Raw genomic sequence first — 16023 nt, 5'->3', positions numbered from 1 at the left:
TATCTCATTCCTACGCCGAATGGATCATCGTCCATCAGCCACTTTAGCCGAAAAAACCGCCTTGCGAGCCTCCATTGCTCGCAAACAGGTCGTTGTCTCTTTCGTTGGCCGGGTGAACTTCGATGGCGGGTTCGTCATCGATGGAGGGTTCTTCTTGCGGGATATCGAAATCGCTGCGTGAAGACTGGATGATAGGTTCGTCGGCTGGTTCCTCGGCAGGGGCGGCGGCCTCTTCCAGAGTTTCCTCGGCGGGGGCTTCGGGCTCCTGTATGGGGTCTTGTGCCGGCATGGTGTGCTGCTCTATGGGAATCTCGGTGCCGAGTTCCTTTTCGATAGTGGCGAGCAGTTGCTGGAAACGTTCCTGCGCTTCGGCGATTTCTTCGCCCTGGGAATTGATAATCTGAATCTTTTCTTCGAGAAGGCGGCCTTTTTCGATGACCTGTGCGTTAAGGGTGTCAATGAGGCCGTTTTTCTCGGCGACTTGCGCATTGAGCGTGTTGATAATTTCGTCCTGCTCGCCGATATGGTCGTTCAGGCTGCCGATTTGGGTGTTCCGCTCTTCGACTTGCTTGCTAAGTGTCGCGATGGAGCTGGCTTGTTCGGCAATTTTGCCATTGAGCATGTTGATGGCGTTTGCGCTTTCGGAGAGTTTGCCGTTGAGCATATCGAGCTCGGAACGCATTTCGTTCAGGGATTCGTTCTGTGCGGCGGCTTGGTTGGCTCGGGCGTTCAGGGCAGCCTTGCAGTCCATGAGGTCTTTATTGGCTGCGTCAAGTAGCATGGACTTGTCATGAGCTTCGGCCTGCGAATTCTGTAGCGCTTGTTGCAGGGCGCCGACTTGCGCGCGCAGGTTCCTTACCGTGGTCAATACTCCCTCGACCTTCTGCGAAAGGATATTCATGTTGTCAAAATTCATTTTTTCTCCGTTATGGCGTTCGAGCCGTTCCTTATGGTTATAAGATAATTAATATTTAAGCCGTAAGAAAGAAAAAGTTTTAGTTTTTCTATGAACAGATGATTGAAGTGAACGAACATATAGGCCGCCGTATAGCCGAATTGCCCGAAAGGCCCGGAGTCTACCTGATGAAGAACGCGTCGGGCAAGATTATCTATATCGGCAAGGCGAAGGTCCTCAAGAACCGTGTCCGCAGCTATTTTGACGGGAGCGACCATGCCGGGCACCGTGCGGCGACCTTGATGCTCCCTTTTATTCGCGATATCGAGTGGATTATTACGGAAAGCGAAGAAGAAGCGCTGATTCTCGAAGCGACGCTAATCCGCAAGCATACGCCCAAGTACAACGTTTTGCTGAAAGATGACAAGCATTTCCCGTACTTGGCTTTTTCGGTGAAGGAGCCGTTCCCGAGGCTGTTTCTGAGCCGGTCGGTCCATAAGGACGACTGCCTGTATTACGGCCCCTACATGAATTCGCGCGTGGTGTCGCAGCTGACGGATTTGGCGGCGAGGCTTTTCCATATCCGCGAGTGCCGGCTGAAGTTGCCGCTTGCAAGCCCGGCGCGGCCGTGCCTCAACTACCATATCGGTCGGTGCGATGCGCCGTGTGCTGGGCTTATAAGCGAAGAAGATTATGCGAAGTCTGTTGCCCAGGCAAAGCTCCTGCTCGAGGGCAAACGCGACGACCTTGTTGCGCAGTGGCAGGCCGAAATGCAGCAGGCGAGCGAAAATCTGGACTTTGAGTTGGCGGGCAAGAAGCGCGATGCCATCCAGGCGCTGCAGGCTACCGGGATTCACCAGAAGACGGATACGAGCGACCCGAACCTCTCTTTGGACGTGCTCAGTTTAAAACGCAATGGCTCCATGGCCGCTGCAGTAATCCTGGAATACCGCAAGGGCGTGCTCACCGGGCGGCGTCATTACCGCATGGAATGTAGGCTAGAAGACGATGTCGCAGAAATTTTGAGACAGATGCTTGTGCAGTGGTACATGGACGTGCCCATGGTTCCGTCCGAAATCGCGGTAGACGTGGAAGACCTTCCGGACCGTGATATGCTTGCCCAGGCGCTGTCGGAGAAATCTGGCCACAGGGTGCTCTTGACGCAGCCGCAGCGCGGCGACAAGGTCGGGTTCCTCAAACTGGCCGGAGCCAACGCTGACATGATCCTTGTGGAAATGCGGGCCGAGGTGCAGAAGTACAGCGAAGTCGACCAGAGCGTGTTCGAGTTGCAGAAGGTGCTCGGGCTCAAGAAGACTCCGTTCCGCATCGAGTGCGTCGACATTTCGCACCTGAGCGGCACGAATACGGTCGCAAGCCTCGTTGCGTTCAGGAACGGGCGACCCGACAAGAAGAACTACCGCAAGTTTATCATAAAGACAGTCGAGGGCGTGGACGACTTTGCCAGCATGCGCGAGGTGATGACCCGCCGTATCCGCAGGCTCGAAAGCGAGGGAATCCCCATGCCCGATTTGTGGGTGTGCGACGGCGGTAAGGGCCAGGTGGATGCGACGATGCAGATTCTTAAGGAACTAGGCCACGACAAGGACTTGCCGCTGATTGGCCTTGCCAAACGTCTCGAAGAAATTGTGTTCCCCGACGACCGCAAGTCTATCGTGCTGCACCGCACGAGCCCGGCCCTAAAACTTTTGCAGAATGCCCGCGACGAGGCGCACCGTTTCGCTATCACTTATCAGCGCAGCAAACGCAAGAAGGACCTCGAGGTGGAATGGCTCAAGATTCCCGGGGTGGGCCACGAGACCCGCGTCAAGATTCTGTCGAAGTACAGGAGCGCCGAGGCGTTCATGGCCGCTCCGCTTGAAGATATCGAGCTTTTGTTCGGGAAGGTGCGTGGCAACAGGCTCCGTGAGCAGGTTGCCCAGTATTGTGCCGACGAGCCTGAAGATCCTAATCTTTCAGAAACATAAAAAAAACGGCCCGTCGGGGCCGTTCCTTTAAAGTCGATATTTTCCAGATTACTTTGCCTGGACGCAGCGGACGCTGAAGCCCTTGGCTTGGCTATCGAACTGGAACTTGGTTTCTTCGTCGCCATACCCGGGGGCGTCTGCGACGAAAATCATGGCGCAACTACTGCCGTTATTGCAACTGTCGCTGATCTTGTCGTCAGTTTGAGCTTGCTCGTCTGTGCTAAGCCAGTAGAAACCCATGTCGCCCATGAAGTCTTCGTTACCGTCTTTGCCGCGGCCACCGTATTTCCAGAAGTCTGTCAGGTTTCTGGCTGCTTCAAAATCGGAACGGGAAGGAAGTTTCCAACCTGCAGGGCAGGCTTCCTGTGCGGCAGAGAGGTTGTACAGCCTGCCGTATTGCTTGCAGTTGTTGTTGTCGCCCTTATAGCAGTTGCTGCCGGTGAGGGAAATGTTCATGTTCTGGGTCCAGATGGTCCCATTTATGTCTCTGAGATTGTATTTCTGCGAGTCGCGCATGTCGGTCATGACCAGACCTTCGATGACAGGAGGCGCATCCAGGTTGGGCTTGTTGGGCACGTCGCTGCTGAGGGAAATCGAATCATCGGGCGGAATGTCCGGACCAGAAGCGGAGGATGCCCATTTTTCGCAGCCTTCTTCCCAGCAGAAGACTCCATCGCTGGAGTAAGGAAGATCAAATTCGGTGGCTCCGGTGTCAATCGTGACTTGAGTTTCCATGACAACAGAGTCCTTCTTTCCCTTGCTGCTGGAAGAAGGAGTGGCCGTCTCGGACGATGAATCCGGTGTTTTCTCTGCGGATGCAGGCTTAGGAGCCGCTTCCTGGCTAGAAGAAGAAGTGGCTACTGCAGAATTGTCGGGACTAATCGGATCAGGCGCATCGTCGCCGGAACATGCGTAAAAAACGGAAATAACCCCTACGATACCCAAAAGAGATAAAAAGTGTTTCATGCTATGAAATATAGTTTACAAAAGAGCCATAGATTAGCAAAAAGAATTTTACTATTATTGGTGTCACTATGGGAAATGTTGAAATATTCGATACGACATTCGCCTTGACCATTTTGGTCGTTATGGCGCTTTGCATCCCGACCGTTCTTCTTTTGGCGAACTGGGTCTTGCATCCCGGCAAGATCAAGCAGGTCCTCATCAAGGGGTCCTCCTATGAATGCGGCCTTGCCCATGTTTCCGGTACGGCAAATGAACGCTATCCGGTCAAGTATTACATGGTGGCGATGCTTTTCCTGGTTTTTGACCTCGAAGTGGCGTTCCTCTACCCGTGGACGGTCCAGTTCCTCGTCGGTGGCTGGGAACTTCTCTTTGTCCTCCTGGGTTTCCTCGTTATTCTCGAAGCGGGCTACATCTACCTCCTCAAGAAGGGTGTGCTGGACTGGTCCCGCATTACCGACTAAAGGCTATTCTATCTCAAAATAAAGCGAACGCGGGCCTTTGGCCCGCGTTTGCCGCTTTATGCGGCTGCGCCCGATGGGGCGCCGCTAGAATGCTTGCCTGATGTAGATGGTAAGGCCGATGGACTCGTAGTCCACCCACGAAATATCGCCCCTCGCATACAGGCTTTCTTTCATGTTGAGGCCCAGCTCGCCACCGAACCCGACCGACTGGTGCCATTTCTCGCGCCTGAGGTCGCTAAAGTAGTCCCCGGCCTTGCCTCCTTCGAAAAAGATGGTGCCGGCGAGCCGCCAAAACAGCACCTTGCGGAGTTCGGTCTGTAACAACAGGGCCTGGTTCCCGCGGAAGTAACGGTCTTCTACTCCACGGAACCGCGACTTGCCGTCGGGGCCCGCGAGCATGTCGAACGGGACGTCTCCGTCGGTGCGCTGCCAGAGGGCGGCTACGGCCATCGAAGTCTTCCAGAACAGGAACGTGTAGCCGCGCAGGTCGAGCTCCTGCCGGGTGAATTCGCAGTCGCCCATCATGTCGGTAAAGAAGAGGTGGTTCCAGTGGGCATAGAAGCCGTGCCTAGCCCAGTTCTTGTTGTCGCGGGTGTCGTAGGCGAGCCGGTAGCCTAGCCCGGTTCTCAGTTTTTTGTCGGTATCAGGTTTTGCGAGTGTTCCGTCGTACTTGCGGAAGTCGATGTCCGAGTATTCCACATGGAACGACGGGCCGTAAGTGAAGTTGTTCCATGCCTTGGGGAGCCCGAGATTGGTGAGCGTTGTGTTTGTCGCCCTGAAGGTGTTGCGGTCGAATGTGCGTCCGTCGTCCAAGTCAGGATCGTTGCCGATGCCGTAGTAGTGGCTTACCCAGTTGTCGTAGACGAATCCCGCTTCGCCGATGATGCGGTCGCGGTAAAAGTAGTAGCGCGGCACGATGAGCACTTCGAGTTGCTTCTTTGCCGTGCCGATGACGGCGAGGTCCACCATGGAAGTTTTTCCGCCTGTGTACTCCGGCTTGAAGAACAGGAGCAGCATGGCTCCGTATTCCAGGCCGGTTTCTTCGGTGTAGCCGAGGATGGGGAGTGCCGAGAAACGCTGGAAATCGTCCGCTTCGGTCTTGGTGGCGGACGTATCTGCAGACTCTGCCCAGAGCACGCCGGTGCAAATCCAGAGGATGAGGAACGCGACGAGCCGGTTTGTTTTTTCTAAAGGCTTTCCCTTCACGTGACTCAATATAGATATTGCTATAATTCCAACCGAACTGCAAAAAACGAAATGCAGGAAGAAGAGGTTTCATGTCCAAGCTGATGCGTTCTATTTCGGGTATCCGCGGAATTGTGGGCGATACCCTGACCCCCCAAGTTCTTAAAAGCCATGTGAGTGCCTTTTTGCAGATTACGGCTGCAAAGCGCGTGGTTATTGGCCGCGACAGCCGCCCGACGGGCGATGCCATCAGCCAGTTCGTCGCCGGTATCTGCCGCCTGTCGGGCGTGGATGTGGTGGAAGTCGGGCTCTCGACGACTCCGTCGGTCGAAATCCTCACGACCGAACTCAAGGCCGATGCAGGCATTATCATTACCGCAAGCCATAACCCGCTCGAATGGAACGCCCTCAAGTTCCTCAACAACAAGGGCCTTTTCCTCGGTCCGGACGATGTGAAGAAGTTGTTTGAACTTGCCGATGCGGACAAGTTTGATTACCCCGACTACCGCAACATGGGCAAGTACGAGTTCATGAAGGACGCTGACGGCGTTCACGTGGATGGCACGCTCAAGATTCCGTTCGTGAACGTGGAGGCTATCAAGGCGAAGCATTTTAAAGTGGCTGTCGATGCCGTGAACGGCGCCGGCTCCTATATCGTGCCGCGCCTGCTGGAGCAGCTCGGCTGCGAAGTCGTGCGTGTGCATTGCGAGCCCGACGGCACGTTCCCGCGCGGTGCAGAACCTATTCCCGAGAACCTGGGTGACTTGCGCAAGGCTGTCAAGGACAACGGCTGTGCGGTCGGGTTCGCTGTGGACCCCGATGCGGACCGTTGTGCTTTGGTCGATGGTTTGGGACAAAGTATCGGCGAAGAATACACGCTTGCTATTGCAACAGAGGAAGTGCTTTCGCAGAAGAAGGGAAGCGTTTGTGTGAACCTCTCTACGAGCCGCATGAACCAGGATGTCGCCGAGAAGTACGGTTGCGAGTTCAGCCGTGCGAAGGTAGGCGAAATCAACGTGAGCTTGCAGATGATTGAGAAGGGCTGCGTCATCGGTGGCGAAGGCAATGGAGGCGTCATCCTCCCGGCACTGCACTACGGTCGCGATTCCCTGGTGGCTGCGGCACTCGTGCTCAGCTGGATGGCCCATCACGATGGCGGTCCCGAAAAGTTCGTGGCCGAAAACCCGTCGTACGCGATGCCCAAGAAGAAGTTTGAACTCGGCGACAAGAAGGTCGCGGACATCCTTCCGAAGGTCAAGGCCGAATTTGCCGGCTGGGAAATGGACGAACGCGACGGTCTCTGGCTCGGTCAGGGCAAGTCGTGGGTACACGTGCGCGCCAGCAACACCGAACCCGTCATCCGCGTGATTGCCGAAGCTCCTACAGCAGCAGAAGCCGAAAACCTCTGCTCCCGCGTAGAAAAGCTTATTTAGGAATCGCGGTTGCTCCGCGTTAGAATAACCACAGAGTGGCTCCGGCCTGCGCCAGCCACTCACGTGGACGGATTTCGTCGTAAAGGTATTTGGCTACCCTGTCGTTGAGCAGGGGGGTGAGGCCGAATGTGAAGTTCCAGTACAGTTCCAGCACCCTGTTCCCCGGAAGCGGAAACGTCTTGCCCGCTGTTGTATAAACGCCCAGCTCGACGCCTGCCGCATAAGAATGGAAGTCCAGCGAAATTAAGTCTACTTTGAGGTTCGCAGAGAGAATGTAGGCGAACAATCCCCCGATTTCGATAAAGTACCCTCTCGGCGCCTTGTAGCGGATGCCGAGAGGCAAATCCAGGTTCCAATAGTTCAGGACGATGTCGTAATTCCCTTTACTGCCGTCTTTGTAGCTTGTATGGTCCAGTTCGTCGTCTTGGTAGTATTCGGTTTCCCTCCAGTGGTGTTCCGTGGCATTCACGAAACGGTGCCGTAGGGATATGTACAAATTTATATGTAGCGCAAGTTTTTCTCCTAGATCCCGCATCCCAGAAATCCCGAAACTGAATCCGAGACCCTTGAAATCGTGCCCTCCAGAAAGGTACTGCTCGTAATGTTCTTTCTCCAGCCCCTCGTCTGTTTCCGTCTCCGAATCTTTTTTCTTGACGTACACGTCGTTGTTCAGGTGCCAGATGCCGATATACGCTCCAGCTGCAGAAAAACCAAGGTGGTAATGCTTTGTAGCATCAAAACCCTCCGGGGTTTCTGCCCGAAGGGTTGTGGCCAATACGGCTAAAATCAAGATGGGAATTACAGGAACCAGTAGCCTACACCGAGACTGATAATTAAATCCTTAGGATTGGCGATTTTGGTTCCGTCAATGGAGTAGTTTTCTGCTATTTCAGGAACGCTGATGTCGTCGCTTACGATGTTGGTGAGACCCATCTGGAAACGCAGACCGAAATCAAGTTGCTGGCTGCCCGCAATTTTTAGGGAATAGCCGACGTCTGCTGCGAGGCCTATGACAAGTGTTGTCGTGTAATCGTCAATGTCCCTCTTGAAAATGGATGCCTTACCGTCGGTATCGAGATTCAAAGAAAAGACTGGACCTGCGCCAAGGTAAACTCCGGCACCCGTTGTGAAACGAAGCAGAACCGGAATTTCCAGATACCACTGAGTCAGTTCGACATCGTTCATGGTAAACATGTTGTTGTTGGAATTTTCGTTGTTATAATAGAAAGTATAGCTGACATCATCGTCGGTATAAACGCTGTTGTCGCGCGAGTTCGTTGCTGCGACCGCTGTTATGTCGGCAGTGCGGTTACGGTAGGAGAAAAGGAGTTCGGGGGCGAGTGCGATGCTATTGCTGAGGGAAAGCATAAAGGTCAGGCCGAAATCCACACCCAAGCCACCGGCGTCATCAAGGCCATTGATCTTAACAGAGGCTCCGTCAAATTGGTCTTCGAACTGTTCGGAACTGATGCCAAGGGTTCCTGCGTCTATGGTAATGTCTGTATTCCAGAACATGTTGTATGTGCCAGCCACCTTGGCGCCCATGTGGAAGTTGCCACCTGCGAATGCGCTAGTCGATGCGATGATGAGGGATGAAACCGCTACTTTGAAGATGTCCATGCTGGAACCCCTTTGGTGAAATGGAATTTGTATGCGAAATTTAATTCATTTATTACTTCAACACAAGGTGGAAAGTAAATCTTTTTTTTGCATTTTGGCAAAGAGAAAAATTAAACAAAAAACCTTCCCGCAAAGGAAGGCTTTTTGTATGAAAATTGTAGCAAACGTTAGAACTGGGTGAAGAATTCCCAGGTTGTTTGCGGAACCCAAGACTGATTCTGGCCGGGGTCCTTGTGATCCCACTGGTGGCCGGCATTATCGGTGCACCACTTCACAGGGAAGCGCTCGTCGACATCCTTATAGTCGTAGCACTTATGCTGGCCACTGTTGGATTCTTCTGCATTTTCCTTGGTGGCATCCTTGCCCTCGGCGCTTGCGTTTTTCAATGCGGTGTCGCGAGCGGAGCGTCCCATGGCGGGAGTGCAGAGGTTGTCGCTCATTCCGTGGACACCCATCCATGCGATGGGCTTGTTCACGACATCCGGGAGCCAGATGTTCACGTCGGCCGTTTCATAGACGGCCACAGCACGAAGGACATGCTGATGGTTCCTGGAAAGACCGTTGGTGAACATCGAACCGTAGCTGAAACCAGAGGAGAACACGCGGGAAGAGTCGATGCAGAGTTCGCTTTCCAGCTTGGCCAGGAGTTCGTCGAAGAAGGCGTAGTCCTTTTCTTCCCACGGGGCGCACATATTCTCGTGGCACTTTCCGTCGGGAGCGACAAAGATGGTCGTGCCGTCCTTGTCAAACGGCTTCATACCGTAGTAGTTCTCGCCGCGGGCCACGTTCTGTGCAGAACCGCCCATGCACTGCATGCCAAAGATGAGTCGGTAGGGCTTGTTCTTGTCGTAGTTGCTCGGGAGGTCGTAATAAACGTCGCGCGTGGTGCTTTCGCCCTTGTAGGTCCAGGTGAACTTGAACTGGCCGGACTTGGACATTTGCGTATCCTTGCCGCAGCCGCTGGACGGGACGGGATCGTTACCCTTGGCCCAGCCAAAGGCGTGGGTCTGTTCGCTGGAAACCTTCGTGAGTTGCAGGGTTATAGTTGTGTCGAGATTGGGAAGGGCGACATTCAATGTGTCGAACCCTTCGGCGATGATGCGGAGAGTGTCGCCTTCGCCGGGTTTCAGCAGCGCCTTGTGACCGCCTTGGCGGATGGCGTTGCTGACGCGGGAACCATCAGATGTGAAACGGACTGTCTCAACTGCACTGCCAACGTGGACGCGGGCGTAATAGGCGCCTTGGCTGGTCACTCCCTGTCTCAGATCCACCTGGCCCGATCCGCGCAGTTCCTGACGGAGGACGAGGTTTCCCATCATGTCGAATATGCGCACCTGTACTGGGGCGTTGCTGCTCTGCGAAAAACGGAGTACGCCATCGACAATGTCGATGTGCCCGGGTTTAAAGGCTCCTGCGGAAAGACCAAGGGGGTCATCTTCGTGGAATGTGAACTTGCCGTTGCTGTCGGTTGTTGCCGTGTCACCTTTGACGAGAAGTTTTGCAAGTGCGCCCGAAACGGGGCTTCCTGTGTCGTCGTTTACGGTTCCGTTCAGCGTGTAGGCTGATGCCGCTGTGAATGCTGTTGCCAGTACGACTGGTAAAACGGAAAAGATTGCTCTTTTCATCTTTTTTGTCTCCTTCCCCATACCACCATTTACTATCGGTTAGGGTTGATAGTTATCAGAAAGAATATAATTCCGAAAAAAAAGGAATCGACAATGTAAACGAAATTTTTCAAAGTGGCGTTTTTGGGGTAAAACGCATAAAAAGGAAAAGTTCCCCCCGTTTCGAGACGGCAGGGAACTTTAGGTTGTTGGGGTTGGAGAGTTATACTTTTTTAGAACTGGCCGAAGAACTTGTTGACCTCTTCGGGTACCCAGGTGCTCTGCCAGTTGCCGTTGTCATAGGCTGTCCACTGGTGCTCCCCGTTCCAGCTGCACCACTTGACCGGGAAGCGCGGGTCGACGGTCGTGAAGTCATAGCAGAGGTGACCGCTGCCGCCGACTTCCTGAGGCTTTTCGGAGCTTGCGTCGGTGAAGTTGCCATTGGCATCGGCCTTACCGTTGTTCTTGAGGATTCTCGGGAGGGCACTGGTCTTGGCTGTGTTGTAGGGGCAGGTGCCGTCTTTCTTGCCGTGCACGGCCATCCAGGCGATGGGCTTGCCCTTGTTCTGCGGCAGGTAGATATTGTAGTCGGCGGTCGCGTACACGGCCACGGCGCGGAGGCGGTGCTGCATGTCCTGGGCCATGGAATTGGTGACCATGGCGCCGAAGCTGAAGCCCGTCATGAAGATACGGGTGGTGTCGACGCAGTAGTTCTCGTTGATGGTCGTGATCAGCTGGTCGATGAACTTGTGGTCCTTGTCGCTGTTCATGCTCCACGGCATGCCGTCGGTATCGCCACGCGGGGCGACGAAGATGAATTCGCCCTTGGTGTCAAGCTTCTGCTGGCCATAGTACGGACTCGGATGGTCCTGGTCCGGATTGTGGTGTACGAAGTCTTCGGCGTTACTACCCATGCAGTGCATGGCGAAGAGGACCTTGTGCGGCTTGGTGTTGTCGTAGTTCTTTGGCAGGGTGATGAAGTATTCGCGGTTCTCGCTTCCGACCTTCATTTCAAAACGATCACCGTTTTCGACGCTCCTGGTCTTTTGCAACGTGGAATTCTTTCCGCAGCCTGTACTCGGACGCGGCGCATTCTTGAGCGCATAGCCAAAGGCGTAAGTCTGCTCGCCGGGTTCTAGGGATGTGGCAGAAGAGGAAGACGAAGAAACTGCGGAAGAAGATGGCGAAGAGGCTCCAGAAGAGGAGGGGGAAGAAGACGGAGACGATCCCGCTGTGGACTTTTTCAGCGTGAGGGCCAAGACCGTATCAAGAGAAGGGAGGTAAATTTTGAGTGTGTCGAAACCATTGGCGACCACTTGGAGGTTGCCAGCCTTGCCTTGTTGGATCAAGTAGAGGGCACCATTCTTTTGGGCCGTGAGGGCGCTGCTGTAGCTACCACTTGCCGTGAAACGGACGGCCTGTTCGGCATTGCCCATGCGGACGCGGGCGATGTATGTGCCGTGGGCGCTCACGCCCTGGCGCAAGTCCAGCCTACCAGACCCGGTGAGGGAATGGTTGAGGACTTGGTTGCCCATCATGTCGAAAATGCGGATTTTCACGGGAGCGTTCCCGTTCTGCGAGAAATCCAGAACACCGTCGTTGATGTTGATGTACCCGAGCCCCGGTTTCTGTGCGTGGATTGCGTTCATGGGCTCATCGGTAAGAACGAATTTGCCCTCGACATCCGTCAATGTAGACTTTGCCTTTTGAACGAGAGTGACGTTGGCTCCCTGGATCGGGGTCCCGGCCTCGTCCTTAACGGTTCCGCTTACGTTGTAGGCGAAAGCGGTGGTGCACAAAAACGCTGCCAGTGCAAGTGGCGTTGTAGAAAAACGTGTCATTTTCATGGCTACTCCTTTTTAACCAGCCCATACAATAATCCCGACATATAAATTATCTCGGGAAACCTTGAGAAAATTGTTAAAAAAAGCGCCCCTCGTGGATAAATCGTCCATAAACAAATGTTTACAAATGGGGCGGGATAAAGAAAAAGGAAGTGGCAGGAATCTGCCACTTCCCAGGAGGAGAAGGAATGTTATCAGTTTATTCGATTGTCAGTTTCCTGGCTGCGGCCTGCTGCTTTTTGGCAAGCGAGAATGCCAGGACGCCGTTTTCGAGGGAGACCTTGATTTTTTCCGTGTCAATGTCGTCGGCCAGCCTGAAACTGCGTTCGTAGGTGAACTTGCTGTCTTGGCGGGTACGGGTGGCTTTGACCGTGATGATGTTCTTTTCGATCTGGATGTCCAAGTCTTCCTTTTTGACACCGGGCAGTTCCACTTCGAGCATGAAGCCGTTTTCGACCTCGTAGTAGTCGGCCTTCGGCGTGTAAGTGCATTCGCCCTGCGCGTTGGAGGCGTTGTTGAGGCTGTCAATGAAATTCTGGATACCGTAGAGAGCTGTCGGGAAAAGTTGAGTGTTGATCATAGGGAAACCTCCTTAGGTTTTCGGGTTCCGGCGTTCGCCGTGGAGCCCATCTGTTTTCGCTGGGGTATATGCAAACGCCGTGCCAAAGTGGGCCATTGCGGGCATTTTGACGAAAAAAAGTTCAAAATTTTTTCAAAAACGCCGAAATTGGCTCAAAAAAGGCATTTTTTTACGCTCTCGGAATTCTGGCGCCTCGTGACCCATTTCATAAAAAAACGGCGGTGTTGCACCGCCGAAACAAAGGAGTTTTTCAAAATGAACAGGCCTAGTCGAGCTTACCCTGGTAAAGGTCGAGCAGCTTGCGGGCGAGCAGGCTCGTGTACTTGGCGTTGGTCTGCGTGATTTGCGCCTTTTCGAGGTTGTTCTTTTGCGTGAGGTAGTCGGTGTAGGTGAGGGCGCCTGCGTTCCGCTGTTCTTCGGCGACCTGCAGGGCTTCGTTTTCGGCTTGCACCTGGAGCGCGGCGGCTTTCCACTGCATGTCGGCGCTGACGGCATTGATCAGCAGCTTTTCTATGTTGTTATCAATGCTTTTCGCGGTTTCTTGCATGCTAATCTGCGTCTCGGCCTCGGTGACTTGCGCCTGCAGCACCTTGTTGTCGGTGGCTCCGCCGTCGATGATGGGGATGTTGATGCCGAGCGACACGGAGTTCTGCCAGCCGTTCTTGAGTTGGCGGCCGTAGCGGTCGGATTCCCAGGCTTGGAGCCCTGTGCTGGAGTTCGCTCCCAGTGTCACGGTGATGGAGCTTGCCTTCCCGGCAACCTGGGTGTTTTTCTTTGCGGCCTTGACAGAAACGCTGTCGGACTTGAGCCCCGGATGGGATTCTTTGGCGACCTTTCTCAATTCGTCGAGCGAGGGCAACGGGGGGAGTGAGTCGGGGCTCTCGATGCTGCTTTCGGGGGCCGAAATCTCGAATTCTTCGTTTTCGCCGAGTTCCAGTAGCTGGCGGAGAGATGTCTTTGCGCTGTTGACGGAAAGCTGGGCAGAAAGTTGCGACACCTGCTTTTGCAGCACGTTGGACTGGCTCTGGGTGAGGTCTTTCTTGGTGATGGACCCGGCCTCGTAGAGCTTGCCGTAATGTTCGAATTCCACCTGGGCGAGATCAACGGAGGCGTTTGCCGTGCGCAGGTTTTCCATGGCGGCGAGCAAGGACATATAGGCGTTCAGGACGCTTTCCTGGACGGAACGTTCGGTCTGCTTGGTCGAAAGGGCCGTGGCCTCTTTAGAGAGCTGGCTTGCCTCGACGTTCAGGCTGGTAGCCCCGCCATCCCAAATGGTGTACGAACCGGAAATGCCGAGGCTCAGGCGGTAGTGGTCGCCGTCGTCGACGAACGGGTGGTCGTAGAGGGTGTTCTGGATGCTTGCGCTCACGGTCGGGTGGTTGCCTGTCTTGGCCTGCTTTACGCTGATGTCCGCCTTCTGTTCGCGGAGCTTGGCTGTTTCCAGCGAGAGGCTCTTTTCCTTGGCCTGCTTGAGGCAGTCCGCGAGCGTCCATGTGCCGCCGAAGGCGGCTGTAGCCGGGACCAGGAACCCAAGAAGAATCGCTATTTTCGTATTCATGCCGTTTAGATGCCTCTCTGCGCGGTTGCGTTGCGTGTGCGGGGAAAATAGCAATATTTTGTACTGGAAAAATGGAAGGGAAAAACAAAAGCCGCCTTTGCGGGGCGGCCTTTTCGTGGACGGTACTGGATTTGAACCAGTGACCTCTGCCGTGTGAAAGCAGCGCTCTAAACCAACTGAGCTAACCGTCCGAGGTGGGTGCAAATATATAAAAGAAAATTCAGGATGTCAAGGGGACTTTATAGGGGTTAGAGGCTAGAATTTAGAGACTAGGGGTTTTCTATGCCTAAATTGACTGACCCCTAGATCCTAGCCCCTAGATCCTGATCCCCACAAAAACTTATCTTCGGCGGCGCGGAGGATGGTAAGTATAGGGGTTAGAGGCTAGAATTTAGAGACTAGGGGTTTTCTATGCCTAAATTGACTGACCCCTAGATCCTAGCCCCTAGATCCTGATCCCTACAAAAACTTATCTTCGGCGGCGCGGAGGATGGTAAGGAACTCGGACGGGGTTTTCGACTCGATGAGGTCCTTGCGCACGGTTCCGTCGGCAAGCAGGCGGCTTACGGAGGAGAGCGCCTTGAGGTGCGGGCCCACAGTGTTGCCCGGGCTTACGATAAGGATAATGAGGTAGACCGGTTCTCCGTCGAAGGATTCGAAATCAAGACCCTTCTCGACGGTGGCGGCCACCATGCACATGCGATCGACATAGTCGATTTTCGCGTGCGGCACCGCAAGACCGCAACCGATACCGGTGGAACGGCTCTTTTCGCGGTTCCATACGGCCTCGAATATTTCGTCGCGGTGTTCCAGTTTGTAGGCACTGCAGAGCGTGTCCACCAGCTCGTTGAGGATAGCCTCTTTGGTTTGGCTGGCAGAGTTGATCAAGATGCAGTTGTCAACAAATCTTTCGGAAAGTCTCATATAGTGAAACCTCTTGTATTGTTCAACTTGATATTTTAGAAAAAAAAATGGCTTTTGACGAGGTTTTTACGAGAAAATACTCAAATGTGCCAAAATTGTAGCATGAAAATAGTCAAATTTACTCAAATTTGTTCAAAAACGCCAATATGTCGTTTTCAGAATTAAAATTATCAAAAGTGTCCAGGGCCTTCCTCATGGTGACAACATCGATCTGGCCGGGGGCAGCACCCACTTCGATAGACCCGTAGGTGAGGTTTGCGCCTTCGTGGAGCGACCAAATTCGGGAAGGCTTGCCGGATTCGCCCATGCCGAAGGCGGCGAACATTTCAAAATTTTTTGCGTTCTTGCTTGCGAACTGGTAAAGCCGCTGGCAATCCGTGGCTCCGTTGCTCATGGCGGCAATCTTGAGCCCTGCGGCCTTGACCCGCTGGGCGTCCTGCGCGAGCTTTTTCAACTCCAGGAGAGTCGGAATGCGTACAAAGTTGTGCTCCGAGACGATGATGCGCGTGCCGCGGGGTTTGGCAAGCTCGTCCAGGTCGCCGTAGTTGTGGAGGCAGTCGCGTTCCAGGTCCATCCATTCCGGGACTTCGGCGGCGGCGAAGATGGAGGCCCATAGGGCGGGTCGTTCCGCGACGGAATCGTCGGGGAATGTCCCGCCGTCGCGGACAAGACGGACGGTGCCAATTTGTTCGGAATTCGGGGCAATCTTGCGGACACGGGCGGAGAGGCTGGCCCAAGAGCCTTTCTCGAACCAGTCGTAGCGGATTTCGAGCATGTCGCAGGCCTGGAGGTCCATGACTACCGGGCTGATAGGGTCGGCCTCGGCGGCGGAAAGGACATGCGGGCTCACAAGCCCGACCAGGTGTTTTGCTGAATCGAGTGGCATGGGATAAAAGATAGAATATAAAGGCGGGAGAGGCTAGAGAATAGAGGCTACCTTTGACCACTTAGTGCTTTAGCACTTATGT

At 54.1% G+C, this 16023-nt stretch carries 14 protein-coding genes and 1 tRNA gene; 3 read left to right on the top strand and 12 right to left on the bottom strand.

Translation table 11 applies throughout. From position 1 onward, the window contains the following. Nucleotides 1–43: 43 nt before the first annotated feature. Complete coding sequence (locus Q0Y46_RS07055) at nt 44–916, bottom strand: hypothetical protein (RefSeq protein WP_297946103.1); 873 nt, start codon at nt 914–916, stop codon at nt 44–46. A 98-nt stretch (nt 917–1014) separates the two neighbouring features. Between Q0Y46_RS07055 and uvrC the strand changes: the two genes are divergently transcribed. After that, nucleotides 1015–2880, top strand: coding sequence for an excinuclease ABC subunit UvrC (uvrC, locus tag Q0Y46_RS07050; protein ID WP_295679895.1), 1866 nt, complete (start codon nt 1015–1017; stop codon nt 2878–2880). Between the two features lie 48 nt (nt 2881–2928). Here uvrC and Q0Y46_RS07045 read toward each other — a convergent pair whose 3' ends face one another. After that, the gene (locus tag Q0Y46_RS07045) at nt 2929–3846 is read right to left on the bottom strand and encodes an FISUMP domain-containing protein (RefSeq protein WP_295679892.1); all 918 of its coding nucleotides are present in this window, start codon (nt 3844–3846) and stop codon (nt 2929–2931) included. Nucleotides 3847–3914: 68 nt separating this feature from the next. Between Q0Y46_RS07045 and Q0Y46_RS07040 the strand changes: the two genes are divergently transcribed. Then, entirely contained in the window at nt 3915–4307 is a 393-nt protein-coding gene (locus Q0Y46_RS07040) for an NADH-quinone oxidoreductase subunit A (protein WP_295679889.1), read from the top strand. 84 nt (nt 4308–4391) lie between these two features. On the opposite strand, the gene Q0Y46_RS07035 is transcribed toward Q0Y46_RS07040, so the two are convergent. After that, nucleotides 4392–5513: a BamA/TamA family outer membrane protein gene (locus tag Q0Y46_RS07035; protein WP_295679886.1), complete on the bottom strand. Its 1122-nt coding sequence runs from the start codon at nt 5511–5513 to the stop codon at nt 4392–4394. 71 nt (nt 5514–5584) lie between these two features. Between Q0Y46_RS07035 and glmM the strand changes: the two genes are divergently transcribed. After that, nucleotides 5585–6925, top strand: coding sequence for a phosphoglucosamine mutase (gene glmM / locus Q0Y46_RS07030; RefSeq protein WP_297946100.1), 1341 nt, complete (start codon nt 5585–5587; stop codon nt 6923–6925). Nucleotides 6926–6944: 19 nt separating this feature from the next. On the opposite strand, the gene Q0Y46_RS07025 is transcribed toward glmM, so the two are convergent. The 9 genes from Q0Y46_RS07025 to Q0Y46_RS06985 all read right to left on the bottom strand — a co-directional run bounded on the left by Q0Y46_RS07025 (nt 6945) and on the right by Q0Y46_RS06985 (nt 15941). Continuing rightward, complete coding sequence (locus Q0Y46_RS07025; RefSeq protein WP_297946097.1) at nt 6945–7700, bottom strand: hypothetical protein; 756 nt, start codon at nt 7698–7700, stop codon at nt 6945–6947. A gap of 23 nt (nt 7701–7723) precedes the next feature. After that, nucleotides 7724–8545 carry an outer membrane beta-barrel protein gene (locus Q0Y46_RS07020; RefSeq protein WP_297946095.1) on the bottom strand — a complete coding sequence of 274 codons (822 nt, stop codon included), beginning with the start codon at nt 8543–8545 and terminating at the stop codon, nt 7724–7726. Nucleotides 8546–8712: 167 nt separating this feature from the next. After that, complete coding sequence (locus Q0Y46_RS07015; RefSeq protein ID WP_297946092.1) at nt 8713–10170, bottom strand: esterase; 1458 nt, start codon at nt 10168–10170, stop codon at nt 8713–8715. A 212-nt stretch (nt 10171–10382) separates the two neighbouring features. Continuing rightward, nucleotides 10383–11996: a carboxypeptidase regulatory-like domain-containing protein gene (locus Q0Y46_RS07010; protein ID WP_297946089.1), complete on the bottom strand. Its 1614-nt coding sequence runs from the start codon at nt 11994–11996 to the stop codon at nt 10383–10385. 196 nt (nt 11997–12192) lie between these two features. Continuing rightward, nucleotides 12193–12573, bottom strand: coding sequence for an Hsp20/alpha crystallin family protein (locus tag Q0Y46_RS07005; protein WP_295679874.1), 381 nt, complete (start codon nt 12571–12573; stop codon nt 12193–12195). Nucleotides 12574–12838: 265 nt separating this feature from the next. Further along, entirely contained in the window at nt 12839–14131 is a 1293-nt protein-coding gene (locus tag Q0Y46_RS07000; RefSeq protein ID WP_297946086.1) for a TolC family protein, read from the bottom strand. A gap of 116 nt (nt 14132–14247) precedes the next feature. Continuing rightward, nucleotides 14248–14322 (bottom strand) — tRNA-Val (locus Q0Y46_RS06995). 268 nt (nt 14323–14590) lie between these two features. Further along, on the bottom strand, nt 14591–15055 hold the full coding sequence (locus tag Q0Y46_RS06990; protein ID WP_290959209.1) for a PTS sugar transporter subunit IIA: 465 nt from the start codon (nt 15053–15055) through the stop codon (nt 14591–14593). Between the two features lie 118 nt (nt 15056–15173). Further along, nucleotides 15174–15941, bottom strand: a complete 768-nt coding sequence (locus tag Q0Y46_RS06985; RefSeq protein WP_297946083.1) for a type I 3-dehydroquinate dehydratase — start codon at nt 15939–15941, stop codon at nt 15174–15176. Nucleotides 15942–16023: the final 82 nt, after the last annotated feature.

The organism is uncultured Fibrobacter sp. (assembly GCF_947305105.1).
GTDB lineage: Bacteria > Fibrobacterota > Fibrobacteria > Fibrobacterales > Fibrobacteraceae > Fibrobacter.
This window is presented reverse-complemented; position numbering and strand designations above follow the sequence as displayed.

Bases quoted from the DNA above. Each gene is read 5' to 3' on its own strand.
- Q0Y46_RS06985 (WP_297946083.1), bottom strand. From the start codon at position 15,941: ATGCCACTCGATTCAGCAAAACACCTGGTCGGGCTTGTGAGCCCGCAT.
- Q0Y46_RS07015 (WP_297946092.1), bottom strand. From the start codon at position 10,170: ATGAAAAGAGCAATCTTTTCCGTTTTACCAGTCGTACTGGCAACAGCA.
- Q0Y46_RS07055 (WP_297946103.1), bottom strand. From the start codon at position 916: ATGAATTTTGACAACATGAATATCCTTTCGCAGAAGGTCGAGGGAGTA.
- Q0Y46_RS07000 (WP_297946086.1), bottom strand. From the start codon at position 14,131: ATGAATACGAAAATAGCGATTCTTCTTGGGTTCCTGGTCCCGGCTACA.
- Q0Y46_RS07020 (WP_297946095.1), bottom strand. From the start codon at position 8,545: ATGGACATCTTCAAAGTAGCGGTTTCATCCCTCATCATCGCATCGACT.
- Q0Y46_RS06990 (WP_290959209.1), bottom strand. From the start codon at position 15,055: ATGAGACTTTCCGAAAGATTTGTTGACAACTGCATCTTGATCAACTCT.
- Q0Y46_RS07040 (WP_295679889.1), top strand. From the start codon at position 3,915: ATGGGAAATGTTGAAATATTCGATACGACATTCGCCTTGACCATTTTG.
- glmM (WP_297946100.1), top strand. From the start codon at position 5,585: ATGTCCAAGCTGATGCGTTCTATTTCGGGTATCCGCGGAATTGTGGGC.
- Q0Y46_RS07045 (WP_295679892.1), bottom strand. From the start codon at position 3,846: ATGAAACACTTTTTATCTCTTTTGGGTATCGTAGGGGTTATTTCCGTT.
- uvrC (WP_295679895.1), top strand. From the start codon at position 1,015: ATGATTGAAGTGAACGAACATATAGGCCGCCGTATAGCCGAATTGCCC.
- Q0Y46_RS07005 (WP_295679874.1), bottom strand. From the start codon at position 12,573: ATGATCAACACTCAACTTTTCCCGACAGCTCTCTACGGTATCCAGAAT.
- Q0Y46_RS07010 (WP_297946089.1), bottom strand. From the start codon at position 11,996: ATGAAAATGACACGTTTTTCTACAACGCCACTTGCACTGGCAGCGTTT.